This is a genomic window from Segatella sp. (genome assembly GCF_977051555.1).
The window spans coordinates 1-18,938 of sequence record NZ_CDRSSE010000005.1; the positions used below are offsets into that span (position 1 = coordinate 1).

Below are 18,938 nucleotides of genomic sequence, written 5' to 3' on the forward strand. Positions count from 1 at the left end.
GACAGACAACTTCGTTAAGGTTGTTTCTTGGTATGACAACGAGATTGGTTACTCACACAAGGTTGTTGAGTTGATCAAGATCATGAAGAAGCACAACGGTTAATTCGTTGCCTCTTAACGATTAAGATATTGCCGTCCAGCATTTTTATGCTGGACGGCTTTTTCGTTTTTATAGGAACATACCTACTTGCTTTTGTGCAAAAAGTAGCAAATGTCTGCCTGTACAAGAAAGGAAGTGAGAATTTCTTTTCATTTTATTTTGTTTTCTCAATAATTTCATTTAACTTTGCGGCATGAAATATTCGATGATAACCATATTGGGACCTACGGCGAGTGGTAAGACGAGTCTTGCTGCCGCTCTTGCAGCCAGGATCAATAGCCTGGATGCTCACTTGTCGGGTATCCCTGCCAAGGGCGCTGAAATCATTAGTGCTGATAGCCGGCAGGTGTATCGCGGCATGGATATTGGTACGGGTAAGGATCTGGCTGACTATACCATCCATGGCGAGCAGATACCTTATCACCTCATTGATATCTGTGAGCCGGGTACGAAATATAATCTCTTTGAATATCAGCAGGATTTTTATGATGCCTATCAGGATATTCAGAAGAGGGGAGCCTTCCCGATACTGTGCGGAGGCACAGGACTCTATATCGAATCGGTGCTCAAGGGTTATCATCTCTCACCTGTTCCGCAGAACCCGGAACTCCGTGAGTCGCTGGCTCATAAGAGTTTAGAAGAACTTACACTGATACTGAAAGAGCTGAAGGCAAAAACCGGTTCTAATATGCACAATCGCACAGATGTGGATACGGCACAGCGAGCTATCCGGGCGATAGAGATAGAAAGCTATAATCTGGAGCATCCGATGCCGGAACGTGAACTCCCACCGGTTGATTCGCTGATTATCGGTGTCAGTATCGACCGCGATGCGAGAAGGGAGAAGATTTCCCGCAGGCTGAAACAGCGATTGGATGAGGGAATGGTAGATGAAATCAGGGGGCTGCTAGACCGTGGCATCCCTGCCGAAAATCTCATCTATTATGGTTTGGAATATAAGTTTATTACAGAATATGTGATTGGTAAGACTTCCTACGATGAGATGTATCGCGGTCTGGAAATTGCAATCCACCAGTTTGCCAAAAGGCAGATGACGTGGTTCCGAGGTATGGAGCGCAGAGGCTTTACCATCCATTGGGTAGATGCATTGCAGCCAATGGAGAAAAAGGTGGAGGCTGTTTTGGGGCTGATGAGGAGCTAGGCTGCGGCTTGGAAGCTGGCTAGGGCTGGCATCCGATGGAATCGGATGCAACGGTGGCTAGGCGGAAGTAATATTTTTCTAATTACAAAGAAGAGACAAATTACAAAGAAGAGACAATGGTAAACGAGAATAAATGGGGGCTGCTTTATTGCCCTAGAGGAGGCTGGCGAAGTAACAAGCGCTGGGAAAAAATAGAAAAGGTGCTCAAGCAGCAGGGCGTAGATTACGACTTTGTGCAGAGCGAGAATCAGAAGAGCGTAGAGAGGCTCATCAGAATGTTCATCAACAATGGCTATAAGACCATTGTCGTGGTGGGCGGAGATTCTGCACTCAATGATGCCGTAAACTGTCTGATGCAGATAGATCAGAAAGAAAGAGAAGAGGTGGCACTGGGCGTCATTCCTAACGGACTGATGAACGACTTTGCCCACTTCTGGGGATTCAGCGACAGTGACATCGAGAAGACGGTGGCATCGCTGAAGAAGCGTCGTATCAGAAAGATTGACCTCGGTTGTATCCGATATGTGAACAAGAAGGGGGAGAAATGCCGTCGCTATTTCCTCAACTGTATCAATATCGGACTCATCGCTGCCATCATGAACCTGAGACGCAAGACTCATCATATCTTCGGTTCGCGTACCCTCTCGTTCCTCTGTTCCTTTATCCTGATGATTTTCCAGCGTATGGACTATAAGATGCATGTGAAAATCAATTCGGATGTCATCAAACGTAGAGTAATGACGATGTGTATAGGCAACGGAACTGGCTACGGACAGACTCCGAATGCTGTGCCATATAATGGTCTGCTCGATGTATCGGTTGTATCTCATCCTAAGATGACCCAACTCTTCGAGGGTATCTATCTCTTTGTGAAAGGCAAGTTCCTCAACCATAAGAGTGTGCATCCTTACCGTACACGCGAGGTAGAGGTGCTCGATGCCCAGCATGCCCTGATAGGTATCGATGGCAGATTGATGAATACACCGGTAGGTCCGTTCCAGGTAACAGTCATTCAGGAGGTTATCAACTTCCTGATACCGGTATAACCCGTATACCCGTAATAAGGGAAACGTAAAATATATAAATAAAAATAGCAGAACTTTATCCGAGTTCTGCTATTTTTTTGATTTCTTCTTCCTCTAAGATTTTGATTTTTCTTCCTTCAGTCTTGATGAGTTCTTCTGCCGTAAAGGCTGAGAGCGTACGGATGGCATTGCTCGTTGTCATGTTGCAGAGGTTTGCCAGATCTTCACGACTCAGGCGGATGTCAAGAGTTTTGCCATCTTTATCTAACCCATAAGAGTCTTTCAGAAATATCAGTCCCTCGGCAAGTCGGGCACGGATATGTTTCTGGGTGAGGTTCACGGTACGGTCGTCCGATTTTCCTATCTCTATACTGAGGTATTTGATAAAGAAGAAGCCGATGTTGAAACTCTTGGAGAGCAGCTTCATGAGAACCGCCAGCGGGAACTGGGCAACGACGCAGTTTTCCAACGACATGGCTGCCGTCTTGTATATCTCATCCGCAAAATAGGCTCTGAAACCAAAGAACTCAATCGGTTTGATGACACGGATAATCTGACTCTTGCCACCAATACCCTCTTTGTATATCTTCACTTTTCCCGCTATGAGACAAAGTGCATATTCAGGAGTACCCTCATTCTTGTAGATGATATCGTTCTTCTTATACTTCTTGATTTCGAGATGTTCTTTCAGTAAATCGAACTGGTCATCCGTGATGCCTCCCCATAGCTTAGCAATCAGCATTGCTATATTTTCTTTATCATATTTTCCTCTAGCTGCCATGTGTACAAATCTTTTAAACTGAAAACTGAGTGCAAAAGTAATGCTTTTTCTCGAAATAATCAAGCATTTTTGTCTAAAAATATGTTTTATAACATAAAAAGGCAATTTTTTATAAAAATGGCACACAAAAAACTTTGTTATACCACAAAAAAGTGTTACCTTTGAAAGCAATTAATTTAGTCAACAAAAATATAGAACCTTAATATAGATCTATGAGTTATCTAAAATTCGAAAAGGCCCTTATGACGAATCTTCAAGAATCGTTGCCTAAGGAGTTGTTGAGAACCAATCGCTCGGGTGCATATTCGTGCTCAACGATTGTAGACTGTAATACCCGCAAGTATCACGGATTACTTGTCGTGCCGGTTCCTGAACTGGACGATGACAATCACGTGCTCTTGAGTTCGCTGGATGTTACGGTGATTCAGCATGGAGCAGAGTTTAACCTCGGCTTGCACAAGTACCAGGGCAACAACTACAGTCCTATGGGCCACAAGTACATTCGTGAGTTTGATTGTGATAAAGTGCCAACTACCCTTTATCGCGTAGGTGGTGTTATCCTGAAAAAGGAAGTTGTATTCCAGCATTACGAGAATCGCATTCTGATTCGCTATACGCTGGTAGACGGCCATTCGGCTACAACCCTTCGTTTCCGTCCTTTCCTGGCTTTCCGCAGTGTCCGTCAGTTTACTCATGAGAATGCTACCGCATCTCGTGATTATGCTGAGGTAGATCATGGCATCAAGACCTGTATGTATGCAGGTTATCCAGATCTCTACATGCAGTTCTCCAAGAAGAACGAGTTTAAATTCTGTCCGGATTGGTATCGTGGCGTAGAATATCCGAAGGAGCAGGAGAGAGGTTATGCTTCTAACGAAGACCTCTATGTTCCTGGCTATTTTGAGATGGATATCAAGAAAGGCGAAACCATCGTCTTTGCTGCTTCTACCTCTGAAATCAAGGCGGTCAGCCTGAAGAAGCTCTTCGACAAGGAAGTGGATGAGCGTTCGCCTCGTGACAATTTCTTCCACTGTCTGGTCAATGCGGCCCATCAGTTCCACCGTCGTGAAAAGAACGATGACCGTTATATCCTGGCAGGTTATCCTTGGTTCAAGTGCCGTGCCCGCGATACATTCATTGCTCTTCCGGGTCTCACCCTCTCTATCGAGGAGGATGACTACTTCGAACTGGTGATGAAGACAGCCATGCGCGGTTACTACGAGTTTATGGAAGGTAAGCCGATTAGCGTTCATATCGCTGAGATTGAGCAGCCGGATGTTCCTTTGTGGGCTATCTGGGCTTTGCAGCAGTATGCCAAGGAAACCAGCAAGGAAGAATGCTTCAAGAAGTATGGACAGTTTATCAAGGATGTTATCAACTTTATCCAGGATAACAAGCATCCGAACCTGAAACTCGAAGAGAACGGATTGCTCTATACCGATGGTAAGGACAAGGCTGTTACCTGGATGAACTCTACTGCCAACGGCAGACCGGTGGTTCCTCGTACAGGTTATATCGTAGAGTTTAATGCACTGTGGTATAACGCTTTGTGCTTCTGTGCTTCTCTCGCAGCAACAGTAGGCGAGGAAGACAGCCAGCAGAAACTCCTGGCTCAGGCAGAGCAGACCAAGCAGGCATTCCTCGATACCTTCCTCAATGAATATGGCTATCTCTACGACTATGTAGATGGCAATATGATGGACTGGAGCGTTCGTCCGAACATGATATTTGCTGTGGCTTTCGACTATTCACCATTGTCGCAAGACCAGAAGAAGCAGGTACTTGATATCTGTACTCGTGAACTCCTTACACCTAAAGGATTGCGTTCACTCTCGCCAAAGAGCGGTGGATATAATCCTGTTTATGTAGGTCCGCAGACCCAGCGCGACTATGCTTACCATCAGGGTACAGCGTGGCCATGGCTCGGCGGCTTCTATATGGAGGCAAGTCTGAAACTCTATAAGCGTACCCGTTTGAGCTTTATTGAACGCCAGATGGTTGGTTATGAGGACGAAATGTCTTCCCACTGTCTCGGTACCATCAGCGAACTCTTCGATGGAAACCCTCCATTCGCAGGTCGTGGTGCCATCTCTTTCGCCATGAATGTGGCTGAGATTCTGCGTGCGCTCGAGTTACTTGAAAAATATCAATATTAATAATAGGAGGACTGCTATATGAAAGTTTTAATGTTTGGATGGGAGTATCCTCCTCACGTATTTGGTGGTTTGGCAACTGCCAACTTTGGTATCTCCCAGGGACTTCATGCCCAGGGCGATGTTGATATCACATTGTGTCTGCCTCATCCTTTCGGTGATGAGGACCGCAGTGCCTGCAAGATTGTGGCAATGAACAGTGTGCCTATCGCCTGGCGAGATGTAAATCACGACTATGTGCAGCAGCGCGTAGGCAATATCATGAATCCGGACGATTATTTCCGCTACCGTGACCACATCTATGCCGATTTTAACTATATGCATGTAAATGACCTCGGCTGTATGGACTTTGCCGGTGGTTATCCGTCAAATCTTCATGACGAGATCAACAACTATAGCATCATTGCCGGAGTTGTAGCCCGTTCAGAAGAATTTGATATTATCCATGCTCACGACTGGCTTACATTCCCTGCCGGAATTCATGCCAAGCGCGTGAGTGGCAAACCATTGTGCATCCACGTTCATGCTACTGATTTCGACCGTAGTCGTGGAAAGGTGAACCCTACCGTTTACGCTATCGAGAAAGACGGTATGGATAATGCCGACTGCATCATGTGTGTATCCGAACTGACCCGCCAGACGGTGATTCACCAGTATCACCAGGATCCACGCAAGTGTTTCGCCATGCACAATGCCGTATATCCATTGAAGCAGGAGTGGCAGGATATTCCACGCCCAAATCATAAGGGCAAGGAGAAGGTAGTAACCTTCCTGGGACGTCTTACCATGCAGAAGGGACCTGAATATTTCGTAGAGGCTGCCAACATGGTATTGCACCGTACCCGCAATGTGCGTTTCTGTATGGCAGGTTCGGGCGATATGATGGATCAGATGATTTATCTCGCTGCCGAAAGAGGCATTGCCGACCGGTTCCACTTCCCTGGCTTTATGCGCGGCAAACAGGTTTATGAATGTCTGAAAGATAGTGATGTCTACGTGATGCCATCTGTGAGCGAGCCGTTCGGTATCTCACCTTTGGAAGCTATGCAGTGCGGCACACCAACCATTATCTCCAAGCAGAGTGGATGTGGAGAAATCCTGTCCAACTGTATCAAGGTAGACTACTGGGATATCCATGCCCTTGCCGATGCCATCTACAGCATCTGTCACAACGAGAGTCTTTTCGATTATCTCTCAGAGGAAGGCAAGAAAGAAGTAGACCAGATTACCTGGGAGAAAGTGGGAGCCCGCATCAAAGACCTGTACCTCAAGACCTTAGGGTGGAAGTAGGTTAAGTGAAGAGTGAAGAACGAAGAATGAATAATTTTGAGGCTTTACTCATCTTACAAGTTAAACGTTCAAATTTCAAATTTTTATGAAAACAATTTGTTTATATTTCGAGATACATCAGATTACCCATCTGAAACGTTACCGCTTCTTCGACATCGGTACCGACCATTATTACTATGATGACTACGAGAACGACCGTAGCATCAACGAGATTGCTGAGCGCTCTTATATGCCAGCCTTGAATGCCCTTCAGGAGATGATTGAAAAGAACGGCAAGTATTTCAAGGTAGCTTTCTCGCTTTCGGGTGTGGGTATGGAGCAGTTGGAACTTCATGCTCCTCAGGTACTGGAGAAGCTTCAGCAGCTCAACAATACGGGTTGTGTAGAGTTCCTGGCTGAGCCTTACTCTCACGGACTTGCTTCTCTGGTTAATGAGGCAAGTTTCAAGGATGAGGTGATGCGCCAATGTACTAAGATTGAGGAATATTTCGGAAAGAAACCTACCGTATTGCGCAACTCTTCGCTCATCTACAGCGATGATATCGGTAACGATGTTGCCAACATGGGATTCATTGGTATGCTCACCGAGGGTGCCAAGCACGTGCTCGGCTGGAAGTCTCCTCACTATGTTTACCATTGCGCCCTGAACCCTAAGTTGAAGCTCCTTTTGCGCGATGTGAACCTGAGCGATGATATCTCTCTGCGCTTCAGCAACAGCGATTGGGACGGTTATCCACTCTTTGCCGACAACTATATGAACCGGATTGCTGCCTTCCCAGAGGAGGAGCAGGTTATCAATATTTTCATGGAGCTTTCTGCTCTTGGTATTGCCCAGCCTCTGTCAAGCAACATCCTCGAGTTTATGAAGGCTTTGCCTCAGTGTGCCAAGGACCGTGGCATCACTTTCTCTACACCTACTGAAATCTGCAAGAAGATCAAGTCGGTAGGCGAGGTGAATGTGCCTGATACCTTGAGTTGGGTAGACGAGGAGCGTGATGTTAGTTCATGGTTGGGTAACCCTATGCAGCGCGAGGCTTTCAACAAGCTTTACAGTGTGGCAGACCGTGTTCGTATCGCTAACGATCCACGTATCAATCAGGACTGGGATTACCTGCAGGCAAGCAACAACTTCCGTTTCATGACTACCAAGCCAAGCAATGTGGGTCTTGACAGAGGTATCTATTCAAGTCCTTTCGATGCTTTCACCAACTATATGAACATTCTTGGTGACTTCATCAACCGTGTGAACGACCTTTATCCTGCTGATGTTGATAACGACCAGCTTGAGGGTCTGCTTACTACCATCAAGAACCAGGATGAAGAGATAGAGATGAAGGACAAGGAGATTGTCCGTCTTCAGGCTAAGATTGAAAAGATAGAGAAGGAGGCAGAGAAGCACCATGGCGAGAAGACTGCTAAGGCTGCTCCTGCCAAGAAGGCCGCAGCTAAGCCTGCAGCCAAGAAGACTCCTGCCAAGAAAACTCCTGCTAAGAAGACAGTAAAGGCAGAGCCTACAGAAGAAAAGAAGGATTAGAGTTTTAGATTCCTCATAAATATTAATCCCCCTCGATGCATTGGTTTGCAAAGAGGGGGATTTTTTGTTTCCCAAAATATTCTCTGAAATAACGTGTTGACTGGTAAGCGTTATTTTTCGAAATGAATCCAGTCTACGTCGAAGAAGGCTGCATCGTTCTTCTTGGCTGTGCGGGTGTTGAAGAAACCGAGCTTGGCGCCTATCCACTTGCCTTCACGCACAGTGAAAGGGCTGCCTATCTTGGTAAACTTCTTACCATCCAGACTGTAACTCCATTCTGCAATAGCCTGTATCTGGTTGGCGATACCCTCGCTATGAACCTTCACGCGGAGCCATACATCCTGGGTAGCGATGCGGGATGAAGGGATATCATCTACGGCATACTTTACGGTGTAAGGCTGAGGCTGCTTGCCGGTCTTGATGGCAACTTGCTTTACCACTTTCTCAGCCTTTCCCTTCTCAGCCTTCTCACAGGTTACATATTGCAAAACAACACCCTCTTCCTTGGTATCAACAAACTTGAGTGCCGCATAGTCCATGCCTTGCATAATCATGCCGGCGCTTTCGCCCAGTACCTTATCATTTTCCTTGTAAGCCTCGGTACGGTTCGGAATAAACTTCACCTTGGCAGTAGCAGTAAAGTTCTCAGTAGGGAGTTTTTGGAGCAGGAGGTTAGGCAAATCATACAGGTTCTTTACATCTTCAGCCTGCTGCACACCGTAGAGGCGCAACTTGGAGTTCTTGGCATCACAGAAGTACCAGTACTGACTGTAAGGACCGTTCCACTGCCATTGCAGACCTAAATCTACGCTGTTGAAATCATCCGATTCCTTAGGCTGGAAGTTTCCGCTTGATGGCAGGTTTGGCTTCTTCCATTGCTGCACTGGGTCACCGCAGCCGTCACCATCCTTGTCGTCGCCGATAACAAGCCAGTCGTTTACCCATTTGGCTGGTTGCAGATGAACCACACGACCATAGGCATGCTTGTCCTGGAAGTGGAGGAACCAGTCTTCGCCGTTCTGGGTATCAACCCAGGCACCCTGGTGAGGGCCGTTCACCTTCTTGTTCTTTCCCTGTGCCATACCCACATACTCCTCGTAAGGACCGTATGGATTCTTGGAACGCAGTTCTACCTGCCAGCCATACTTCACGCCGCCCGCAGGACTCATGATGTAATAATAGCCGTTGCGCTTGTAGAACTTGGTACCCTCGATGGTTGGCTGGTCTTCATGACCGTCATATACGATGCGTGAAGGACCAATCACCTTGGTTCCGTCTGGTGACATCGGAGCTACGAAGAGTACCGATTTGATACCGGCTCTTGAACCGGCGCATCCATGCGAAAGATATGCCTTGCCGTCTTCATCCCAGAGAGGACAGCAGTCAATCAGACCTTTTCCTTTCATCACCCAGGTGATAGGCTCCCAAGGGCCGCGTGGATCCTGTGTCTTGGTCATAAAGAGACCCTGGTCAGGATCGCCGCAGTAGATATAGAACCATCCGTCATGATAGCGGATAGAGGGTGCCCACACGTAGTTACCATGCTGAACCTTCTTGCGCCAATCCAGTTCGGTGCCCTGGTATTCTGGCAAAACCGGATAGTCATCGAGTAGGGCAGCACCTATAATCTCCCAGTTTACCAGGTCGGTGCTGTGCAGAATCTGCAAGCCCGGGAAACATTGGAAAGAAGAGGATGTCATATAGTAGTCATTGCCCACACGGCATACGTCAGGGTCTGAGTAGTCGGCGTCAATAACCGGGTTGCGGTACATTCCGTTCTTCATGTTCGGATTCCATGTCTTGGATACCGCCTTTTGGGCATTCACGCTCAGTGCAGAGAGTGGAGAACTCAATGCGATAGTGGCGAGAATGCACAGGAGTGAATGAGATTTTATTTTCATTGTTACTGATGTTTAAACGAATTATTTAGCTACGTATTTCTTGTTGTTGTAGATATAGATCCCTTTTTTGAGACCTTGCAGGTCTTCTGCCTTGGCATTGAGCTTTACCATGCGACCGCTGAGGTCGTAAATGTTGTTATTGTTTACCTTGGCGGTTAAAACAACATTGTTGATACCTGAACTTGTTACCTTTACACCTTTCAGTGTGATAACCCAAGCGGCTTGTGCATTTTGTGGTGTGAAGGTAAGAACGCCAGTAGCAGGAGTGTCAAGTGTAATATCAAACTTTGTGCTCGTATCCGTTTGGGTTGTACGGCTAGGGTACACGTATTTGTCGCTGGCAAAGGTTGTTCCGTTCAGTTCGCCGAGATAGCAGGTTTTGTTGTCTTCATTGGCATATCCTGCAAATGTAGCCGATGTAATGGTAATATTCTCAGGCAGATTGATGGTAAACTGTACGCCCTTGCTGTACTTGATGGTATTGTTTTTAGCTGTAGCGTAACCTTTGCTGCTCTCTATGCTGCAACCATTATTGAACGTCCATGGAGATGGATCTGTGCTTGAAGAAGTGCTGGTTGATGCATCCAGAATATAGCTTACTTCTGTTGTCTCACCTGGATTGGGAGTGGGATTTGGATTTGTACCTGCCCCTGTAGCATCACACTGGTCATCTACTATAGAATCGTACTGGCGAATCCAGAGTTTGCCAGACTGGCATGTAATCTTAGAGTTGTTCTTGAACACGAGATTATCTACGAAGCGGATATCGATACCCTTCTTGGCTGAAATCTGCACGTTGTCGAGAGTCACGTTCTTGATGTGGCTCTCAGGGCGGCCAATCAGGAAGATTGCGTTACCTTCGCAAACATCTGTTGTCTTCACGTTCTGGAGAAGAATGCCGTTGTAGGTAGGGGTAGTACTATCAAGAGCTCTGGCATTTGCCTTGTCTACGGCAGGATCGCTGTTGTAGTTCTTGTCGTAGTAGCAGTCGATAGAGAATGGGTTCTTAACCTTGGTCATGGTGAAGTTGGTGAACTTCCAGTCCTCCTCGCCACCGCCGCACAGAGTTACCTTGTTGGTTGTTTTATCTACATCTTGACCTGTCTTCATGCGGATGCCCGCAGTTGTACCGTTCATGGTGATGTTATCGAACCATACATGCTTGATGTTGTTGGTGAAGCTGCCGATAGAAGCACCATGTCCAGTTCCGAAGTAGCAGTTCCATACATGGATATATTGTGCATCGTTGTCGCAAACGATATTGTCATCGCCGTTGCTGATGTTACAGTTGTAGATATTAACGTATGGACCCCAGATAGAGATTCCATCGGTGTTATGCGATGCCTTTCCTTTGCCAGCTTCAGATGAAGGTTCGCTGATAATCAGATCATGGATGGTAGCATGGCTAGCCTTACCGCTGTTGCTGATGGTGATGTTTACACCCGGAGTATTCTGGATCTTGAGGTTGCGGAGCAGGAAGCGCTTGCCCTGCTCGAAGCGGATCATTGCACCAGGATTGAAGGTTTCACCATTCTCTCTTGCGAGCCACCAGCGTGCACCCTGACCGTCGATGACTGAAGTTTCACCTTCACCCTCGATAACAATGTCGGTAACGTTCTTGCCCTTGTTCTTTCCGCCGATGAAGACAATCTTATTCTTATTCTTGTTGTTAGGTGCCTTACCATATTCCACGAGTTTCAATGTAGCACCTTTGCAAAGGTGGAGCACAGTCTTTGACTTGATGCTGAGTACCTCGGTAGTGCTTGTCATCTGGTCTGTACTACCAAACATCCATGTACCGGCAGGGATCACGACCATACCACCGGTAGAAGGCACAGCATCAAGTGCTTTTTGGATAGCCTTGGTGTTATCTGTAGCAGATGTAGAAGCACCATAATCCTTGATGTTGAATGTGTTTGCCGAAGTGATGGCAGGCAACTGTGGCAGGGCAACAGCAGTCCATCCTTCAGGAGTGTTCTGTGCATTCTGCTCGGCTGTGATGCCAGCGAAAGTTTGTGCTTTAGCGAACATAGGCAGAGCCATGAGTGCTGCCAGCACGACTGTCTTAATGATTGATTTCTTCATTTCTTCTTAGGTTTATTTATTTTATTATTTTCTTTTTCTATAAGATTTTGTGCAAAGTTACGACATTTTTGCTTACCGCATGCAGATAGTGAGCGAAAAACTACGAAAACGATTACGTATACCTTGCCTATAGAACAAAAAGAAAGACCGCATCCGTCGGGAAACATCTCCCTAGGATACGGTCTTAAACCTAATGATTAACGTATGTCCTGATAGGTTTTGTTATCAACATAATGACTTTGATTAGTAACCAGGATTCTGGTCAGCTAATGACAAATTATCGTTGGCATCAATTGCTGCCTGTGGGATAGGGCGAAGAAGCTTCTTGCCGATATATTGGGCAGCCTTGTCTCCCATCTCATGGTTATACTTGGTGCAACGATCTACTAGAGTCTGGGTTCTGCGAAGATCCATCCAACGAGCCTCATTACCGAAGTTCTCGCAGGCATTCTCATCAAGGATGTTGTCGATAGTAACTGTTCCTGTAAGTGCAGGGAGACCAGCGCGTTGGTGAACCTCATTGAGTCGTGCCAATGCCTTAGGGTTGTCGCCAGCCTTCAGATAAGCCTCGGCTGCTACGAGATACATCTCTGGCAAAGTGATGATATGGATGTCGCGATAGCAGGTATTTTTCTCTGTAGTAGCAGTCTTGCTGTCGTCAAACTTCTTGCAAGGACTGCAACCATATACCAGCTGCTGGTTGTCGTAATATTCCATATCTCTGCCGTCCATGTTCTGTGCTTCCTTGCTCTGTGAATCCATCGGAATGCGATAGGTTTTTGCTCTGTTAGCAGGATCTTTTGCCTTCCATGCTTCGAAGTCGGCATCTGTTTCATACCATGCAGAATAGTAACGGGTTACTGGCTTACCTACCAGACTCTCACCATTCTTATACCAGGTCCAGTAACCGGTTCCTGCAGCATTTCCCTTGTTAATATCCGGCAACTCCTTCATAAAGGTAGCGTCGTAACGCTGGTCTCCCTTCTTGAAACAATGCAAGGCATAGAGGGTAGGCACATAGCTGGAGGTTGTAGCCTTGATATTATCTTCGTTTCCACCCAGATAGTTGCAGTAGTAACCGCTCCATTCTGTACCGCCTGATGTGGTGTTGTTGGCTGTAGCCAAATCATACTCCACATCCCAAAGGAACTCTTCGTTGTCATCGCCCGATCCGTCTGCCTTCCAGAGTTTGGCATATGGGGTAGTCAGTCTTCTGCCTGCAATTACCTCATCGGCAAGAGCAGCAGCCCTAGAGAAGTAATCCTGCTTGTTGAGGTCCCATGCAGCAGAAAGGTAGGTCTTGGCAAGGATAGCCTTGGCTGTTTCCTGGCTGATTCTGCCGCCACCCTTGGTAGCTGTAGAAGCCTGGAGCACATTCTTGCTGATAACATCTTCGAGTTCGCTAATAATATAGGCGTATACATCTTCAGCAGAAGACTTAGGATATCCTGTGCCTGCTGTGGTAAGGAACCCCTTCATGATAGGTACTCCACCGAAGTTGTTTACCAGGAGATAATACTCGTAGGCTGCCAATACACGGGCTTCGCCTACTAGCTGACCTTTCGTTTTTTCATCTACTTGTGCTGTCTGTGCATAATATGACACAGAGTTGGCTGCACGGATACCTGCATAGAGGTAAGTATAGAGATTCTTGATGTCCGTATTTTCTGGAGTCAGAGTCTCGTAAGTGTTCAAAGGCTCGTTCATCTTGTTACGGGCATCGGCATACATATCTGTACCTGCTGAAAAACAGCTTGTGAACAGAGGAGCTGCATAAACGTTTTGCAGATGCTGATAAGCATCATTGACGAGGCTATTGAAGCCTTCTTTTGTAGCAAATGTCTGTTTATCAGTTACATTCGACTTGTTGCTAGCATCCAGGAAGTCGCTGCAACTTGTCATGGTTCCCATGCAGCACGCCGCCAATGCTACGCTATATAATATCTTTTTCATAATTGTTTACTTCATTTAATGAGATTAGAACTTAAGATTTACACCAAACTGATAGGTTACAGATGATGGACCGCCATTCTGCAGATTCTCTGATGCCCACTCAGGGTCGAAGCCCTTATAGTTGGTGAAGCAGAATGGGTTCAGAACGTTTACATAAACACGGAGATTTCTGATACCTGCCTTGCTCACTACGTTCTTTGGCAAGGTGTAACCCAGGGTGATGTTCTTAACCTTGGTGAAAGAGGTCTTCTGATACTGGAAGCCTTCTCCCTTGGCTGAACCCTTGTCGCCGAAGTAACCACCCATAGATGTATCGCTGTTGTTTGGATAAGGATACTTTCCGTAGTGGGTCTCTGTGGCGGTTGTAATGTCACCTGTTGCATGATCGATGATTGGCGCTCCCTTTGGTATGTAGTAATCCAGCTGCATATGGGCATTACCACGGTCGCTATATTTCATATACTTCTCGTGGAAGTAGCTGCGTGACCAGAATCCGCTCTTGGTATAGAACATGATAGAGAAGTCGAAGCCCTTGAAGTAAACATTGGTAGAGAAACTGCCGGTCCAACGTGGATCGGTGCAACCATAAATCTGCTTATCGTTGTCGTCAATCTTACCGTCATCGTTCCAATCGTTAACGGCTACCTGACCTTCATACCACTTATACTTAGTGCCATACTTCTCGTAAAATTCCTTCAAGGTATAGTGCTTGTCACCATTCATGGTGTGCATGGTTACACCCTTGTCGGTGATGACATCTGTATGGGTATAGTCACGGAGTACGTTCAGAGGCTCACCGATAAACCAGTTGTTGGCTACCTCATCAACCTTACCATTACTCAACTCCTTAATCTTGTTCCAGTTGCGGGCGAAGTTTACGTTCGCACTCCAGGAGAAGTCTTTCTTGTTGATGATGTTAAAGTTCAAACCGAGTTCAATACCTCTGTTCTGGACAGAACCTACATTGAAGGTTGAAGTCTTCTCACCGGTTTCGATTGGCACAGAACGAGACATAATCTGACCATCAGAAAGACGGTTATAGAAGTCGGCTGTTACATTGATGCGGTTCTTCAGGAAACTCAAGTCGAGACCGAGGTCAAACTCCTTTACTTTCTCCCAGATGAGTTCTGTATTTATCAATCCGTTAGGATGATAACCCTGTACCTCTTTGCCGTCAATAGTTACATATGTTGGACCTGTAGCTGAAGCGATAGTTACATAGTCACCCACATTGTTGTTACCGGTAACACCGTATGAAAGACGGAGTTTTGCATTGTCCAACCAGTTGCTGAACTGCTTCATCCATGCTTCATCCGAGAAACGCCATGCAGCAGCTACAGAAGGGAACCAGCCCCAACGGTTGCCGTCTGCGAAACGGGAACTACCATCGGTACGGAGTGTAGCTGTAGCCATGTAGCGACCCTTGTAGGAATAGTTGGCACGAAAAGCGAATGACTCCAGTGATGACTCTGTATAGTCGCTTGAGAGTACCTTGTCGCCGCTGGCTGTTCCCAGATTGTGGAATGTCGTGTGGTCGCTGGCAATACCCTTGCCCTCTTCATACTGGTATTCTGTGTTGCTCTTGTAGAGTGAGAACAATGCCATGGCACCAATGGTGTGGTCGCCAAATGTGCGGTTGTAGTCAAACTGGTTGTCCCAAGTCCAATCAACACGGGTAGTATTGGCTACAGAACCGAAGTTGGTCTTGTTTTTCTGGTAGTAAGTAGAACCTACATCATTACCCTCTTTGATACCTGTTGCATAGAAGATGCCCTGGCGCTTGTGAGAGTAGTTAGGAGAGAAGGTGGTTGTAAACTTCAATCCCTTGATGATGTTGGCACGCAGGTAGAAGTTACCCATCAGTCGGTACTTTTTGGTCTCATTGGTATAGTTACCGTCATTCAAATCGATGAGTGGGTTGTATGTAGATGTAAACTGTGCGTCAGATTCAAAGGCAGCCTTTGCTCCCGGATTAGGAATCAGGTTGCCATCTGCATCTGTAGGAGATACGAATGGGTTGAAATAGAATGCATTCACGTATGGAGAATAAGTGGCATCGGTACATACATCCTGGGTGCGGCTCATTGACATGTTGGCAGAGAAACCTGCTTCAAAAATCTTGGAGAGCTTGGCATCCATAGATCCCTTGAAGTTGAAACGCTCGTAGTCGTTGCCCTTGAATACGTTCTCTTCTCCCTGATAACCCATACCTACACGGTAGTTGACCTTGTCAGTAGCACCGGCAGCACTGATAAAGTGGTTCTGCTGGGCGGCTGTACGGGTTACTTGCTTTTTCCAGTCGTAACCGTCGAAGCTTGGATCCATCATCAGTTCATAAAGTTTGGAATCTTTATAGCTGGTTGCTCCCTTGCGGGCAAGGAAGGCTGAATTCAAGTCGGTATCCTTGATGATATAATGTGGATGTCCTTCTGCATCAACACCCTTGCGGCTTGAGCCATCGTAGCTCTTTCCGTCGAGTAAGGTATATCTTTGGAAGCGGTAATCCATAAACTCGTTGGCATCCATAAATTCCGGCATGCGTGCCACCTTCTTGATACCATAATATCCATCATAAGAGATGGTTGCCTTCTGTGCCTTGTCTGCACCCTTGCTGCCCTTGGTGGTAATCATAATGACACCGGCAGAAGCGCGGGAACCATAGATAGCTGTAGAAGATGCATCTTTCAATACGTCGATGCGGTCGATATCATCAGGATTGAGGAAGTCCATGTTGTCGCAAACTACACCATCGATAACATACAATGGCTGTGCCTGCTTGTTGATAGAAGCCTGTCCACGAACCTGAATATTGAAGCCTGCACCTGCGCGGCTACCAGACTGGGTGATGTTGACACCAGGAACAGAACCCTGCAGAGACTCTGCAAGATTGGTAGTACCACGAGCGGCTATCTTTTCTGAGTTAACAGATGCGATAGAACCGGTTACGTCGCGTTTACGCATAGTACCATAACCAACGACAACGACCTCGTCAAGGGCTGCATTGTCATCTTCAAGAACAATGTTCCATGATCTTTGCCCCCCCACTTTAATTTTCTTAGGCTTGCAGCCAATGTAGCTGAAAGTCAAGACCGCATTAGGGTCAGCGTTCTGGATGGTAAACTTACCGTCAAGGTCGGTGATACCACCAGCCTTACCATTCTGGTCAGTAATGGTTACACCAATCATTGGCTCGCCATTAGCATCCTTAACGGTACCTTGGATTGTTTTCTGCGCAAAGGCGAGGAAACAAACCGAACTCAAGGTCAGTGCCATGCTGGCACGTTTCAGTTGTTGATACATAACGATGTTTGTTTTGTAGGTTATTATTATATCTTGTTAAGTTTTGGTCTAATTGAACTTACTAGCGATTAGTTGTTGTCGTGTTTAATTCTCAATAGATCATAAGGAATCTTAGATTTTTTATTATAATCTTTAGATTTCTGCTACAAAAGTAACAAAAATTATTTAATGGCGAATAAAATTAATGAAAAATCTAACGTAAACGTTTTCGGAAGTGTTGTTTCTACAATATTGTCTTTTCGTCGTATTGATTCAGGCGGGTAAGTGAGCCCTACGTAACGTTTACTGAGGCTTTTTTGAAGTTCAGATGAGGCTTACTTGATGGGGCAGGAGTTAGCAGAAATTACATCACGACGTATCTGTTGCTGCGTCGCGACGCACCGGTTATTACGTCGGGACGCAGCAAATGCTACGTCGTGACGTAATTTCAGCAGCCCATGGTAAGCGGACCCGCTTACCATGGGGCGTGGTAATAGGTGACAATAAGTGACAATAAAAATACCGCTTATTGTCACCCGTTATTCGTTCATAATCAGATAGTTATAACACGCGTGGTAGATGTGACAACAAAATTGAAGAAAAACTTCTACAGAAGTCTTTCACCACAAGAAAACAAGTTAGAAATAGCATAAAGAGGATTGACTAATCAGTTATTTTTAAAAAGTCAGAGGTTTTTTGATGTCAAATCGTAAAAAAGTCAGAGGTTTTTAGCCGTGGTTTTATAAAAAAGTCAGAGGTTTCTGCTGGCTCGAAGATATGACTGCGCTGGCTCGAAGATATGGCTGCGCTGGCTCGAAGATATGACTGCGTTGGCTTGAAGATTCGACTTCGTTGGCTTGAAGATTCGACTTCGTTGGCTTGAAGAGGTGTATTCGTAGCTCGAATGAGGCACTTTATTTGATAGAATGTAGCGGCTGAGTTGGCTGAATGAAACGTCTCTTTGGGTTCAAGGAGACGTCTCTTTTAGTTTAAAGAGATAGTTTCTTAGGTTGAAGGAGACAGCTTCTCGAAGGTTGCCACTAGGCTCGGCAGCTCTGCTGAGCCTAGTCAGCAGCTCTGCCGACTGCAGTCAGCAGGTCTGCCGAGCCTAGTGACAACACCTTTTAATCGTACAACTACAACCTTTATAGTCGTACAACCATACACCCTATAGTTGTACGACCATACACCCTTTAGTCGTACGACTATAACCCTTTTAGTTGTACAACCATAACCTATTTAGTTGTACGACCATAACCCATTTAGTTGTACAACCATAACCCATTTAGTTGTACAACCATAAACGCAAGCCCGCCAGGCGTTCTTTTTACGCCTAGCGGGCTTGCGTTTTTTTACATTCTGAACTTTCGCATGTGGTTCAAGAACGGGCTAGGAGCTTCTGCCCCTTCAGGGCGTGTGGAGCAAAATTTGCGAAAGTTCAGTTTTATTATTGTTTGCCATTATTTTTATTATTTGTTCAATATATCAGTTATGTTCAATTCTATTGAACACTGCAAAGATAATGAACAAAACTTAAACGAACGAACTTTTTGTTCAATACTATTTAACATAGTGTCATGATTGAACAGAATTAAAAAGTGCAATGCCCACACTGGGCGTTGCACTTCTTTTAAATATAGTTTGATTGAAGTTATAAAATCCAACAATCTAAAAA

10 protein-coding genes are annotated in these 18,938 nt (G+C 45.9%); 5 read left to right on the plus strand and 5 right to left on the minus strand.

Translation table 11 applies throughout. The annotated features are described in order from the left end of the window. Positions 1–305 precede the first annotated feature (305 nt). On the plus strand, positions 306–1,262 hold the full coding sequence (miaA, locus tag ACWJAO_RS01900) for a tRNA (adenosine(37)-N6)-dimethylallyltransferase MiaA (RefSeq protein WP_449139072.1): 957 nt from the start codon (positions 306–308) through the stop codon (positions 1,260–1,262). A 116-nt stretch (positions 1,263–1,378) separates the two neighbouring features. Then, positions 1,379–2,308, plus strand: a complete 930-nt coding sequence (locus ACWJAO_RS01905; RefSeq protein ID WP_449139073.1) for a diacylglycerol/lipid kinase family protein — start codon at positions 1,379–1,381, stop codon at positions 2,306–2,308. A 55-nt stretch (positions 2,309–2,363) separates the two neighbouring features. Here ACWJAO_RS01905 and ACWJAO_RS01910 read toward each other — a convergent pair whose 3' ends face one another. Continuing rightward, on the minus strand, positions 2,364–3,068 hold the full coding sequence (locus tag ACWJAO_RS01910) for a Crp/Fnr family transcriptional regulator (protein WP_449139074.1): 705 nt from the start codon (positions 3,066–3,068) through the stop codon (positions 2,364–2,366). 212 nt (positions 3,069–3,280) lie between these two features. Here ACWJAO_RS01910 and ACWJAO_RS01915 point away from each other — a divergent pair, with 212 nt between their 5' ends. The 3 genes from ACWJAO_RS01915 (at position 3,281) to ACWJAO_RS01925 (ending at position 8,045) form a co-directional block, all read left to right on the plus strand. Continuing rightward, positions 3,281–5,224, plus strand: a complete 1,944-nt coding sequence (locus ACWJAO_RS01915) for a glycogen debranching enzyme N-terminal domain-containing protein (RefSeq protein ID WP_449139075.1) — start codon at positions 3,281–3,283, stop codon at positions 5,222–5,224. Between the two features lie 18 nt (positions 5,225–5,242). Continuing rightward, a complete protein-coding gene (locus tag ACWJAO_RS01920; protein ID WP_022121648.1) occupies positions 5,243–6,511 on the plus strand; it encodes a glycosyltransferase family 4 protein in 1,269 nt (422 codons plus the stop codon). 85 nt (positions 6,512–6,596) lie between these two features. Next, the gene (locus ACWJAO_RS01925; RefSeq protein WP_449139076.1) at positions 6,597–8,045 is read left to right on the plus strand and encodes a glycoside hydrolase family 57 protein; all 1,449 of its coding nucleotides are present in this window, start codon (positions 6,597–6,599) and stop codon (positions 8,043–8,045) included. A gap of 110 nt (positions 8,046–8,155) precedes the next feature. Here the strand turns inward: ACWJAO_RS01925 and ACWJAO_RS01930 are convergent, their stop codons facing one another. From ACWJAO_RS01930 to ACWJAO_RS01945, 4 genes are all read right to left on the minus strand, one after another. Continuing rightward, the gene (locus tag ACWJAO_RS01930) at positions 8,156–9,946 is read right to left on the minus strand and encodes a glycoside hydrolase family 43 protein (protein ID WP_449139077.1); all 1,791 of its coding nucleotides are present in this window, start codon (positions 9,944–9,946) and stop codon (positions 8,156–8,158) included. A gap of 21 nt (positions 9,947–9,967) precedes the next feature. Further along, positions 9,968–12,031, minus strand: a complete 2,064-nt coding sequence (locus ACWJAO_RS01935) for a glycoside hydrolase family 28 protein (protein WP_449139078.1) — start codon at positions 12,029–12,031, stop codon at positions 9,968–9,970. 243 nt (positions 12,032–12,274) lie between these two features. Next, positions 12,275–13,984: a RagB/SusD family nutrient uptake outer membrane protein gene (locus ACWJAO_RS01940; RefSeq protein ID WP_449139079.1), complete on the minus strand. Its 1,710-nt coding sequence runs from the start codon at positions 13,982–13,984 to the stop codon at positions 12,275–12,277. A gap of 24 nt (positions 13,985–14,008) precedes the next feature. After that, positions 14,009–17,257 carry a SusC/RagA family TonB-linked outer membrane protein gene (locus ACWJAO_RS01945; protein WP_449139127.1) on the minus strand — a complete coding sequence of 1,083 codons (3,249 nt, stop codon included), beginning with the start codon at positions 17,255–17,257 and terminating at the stop codon, positions 14,009–14,011. Positions 17,258–18,938 lie beyond the last annotated feature (1,681 nt).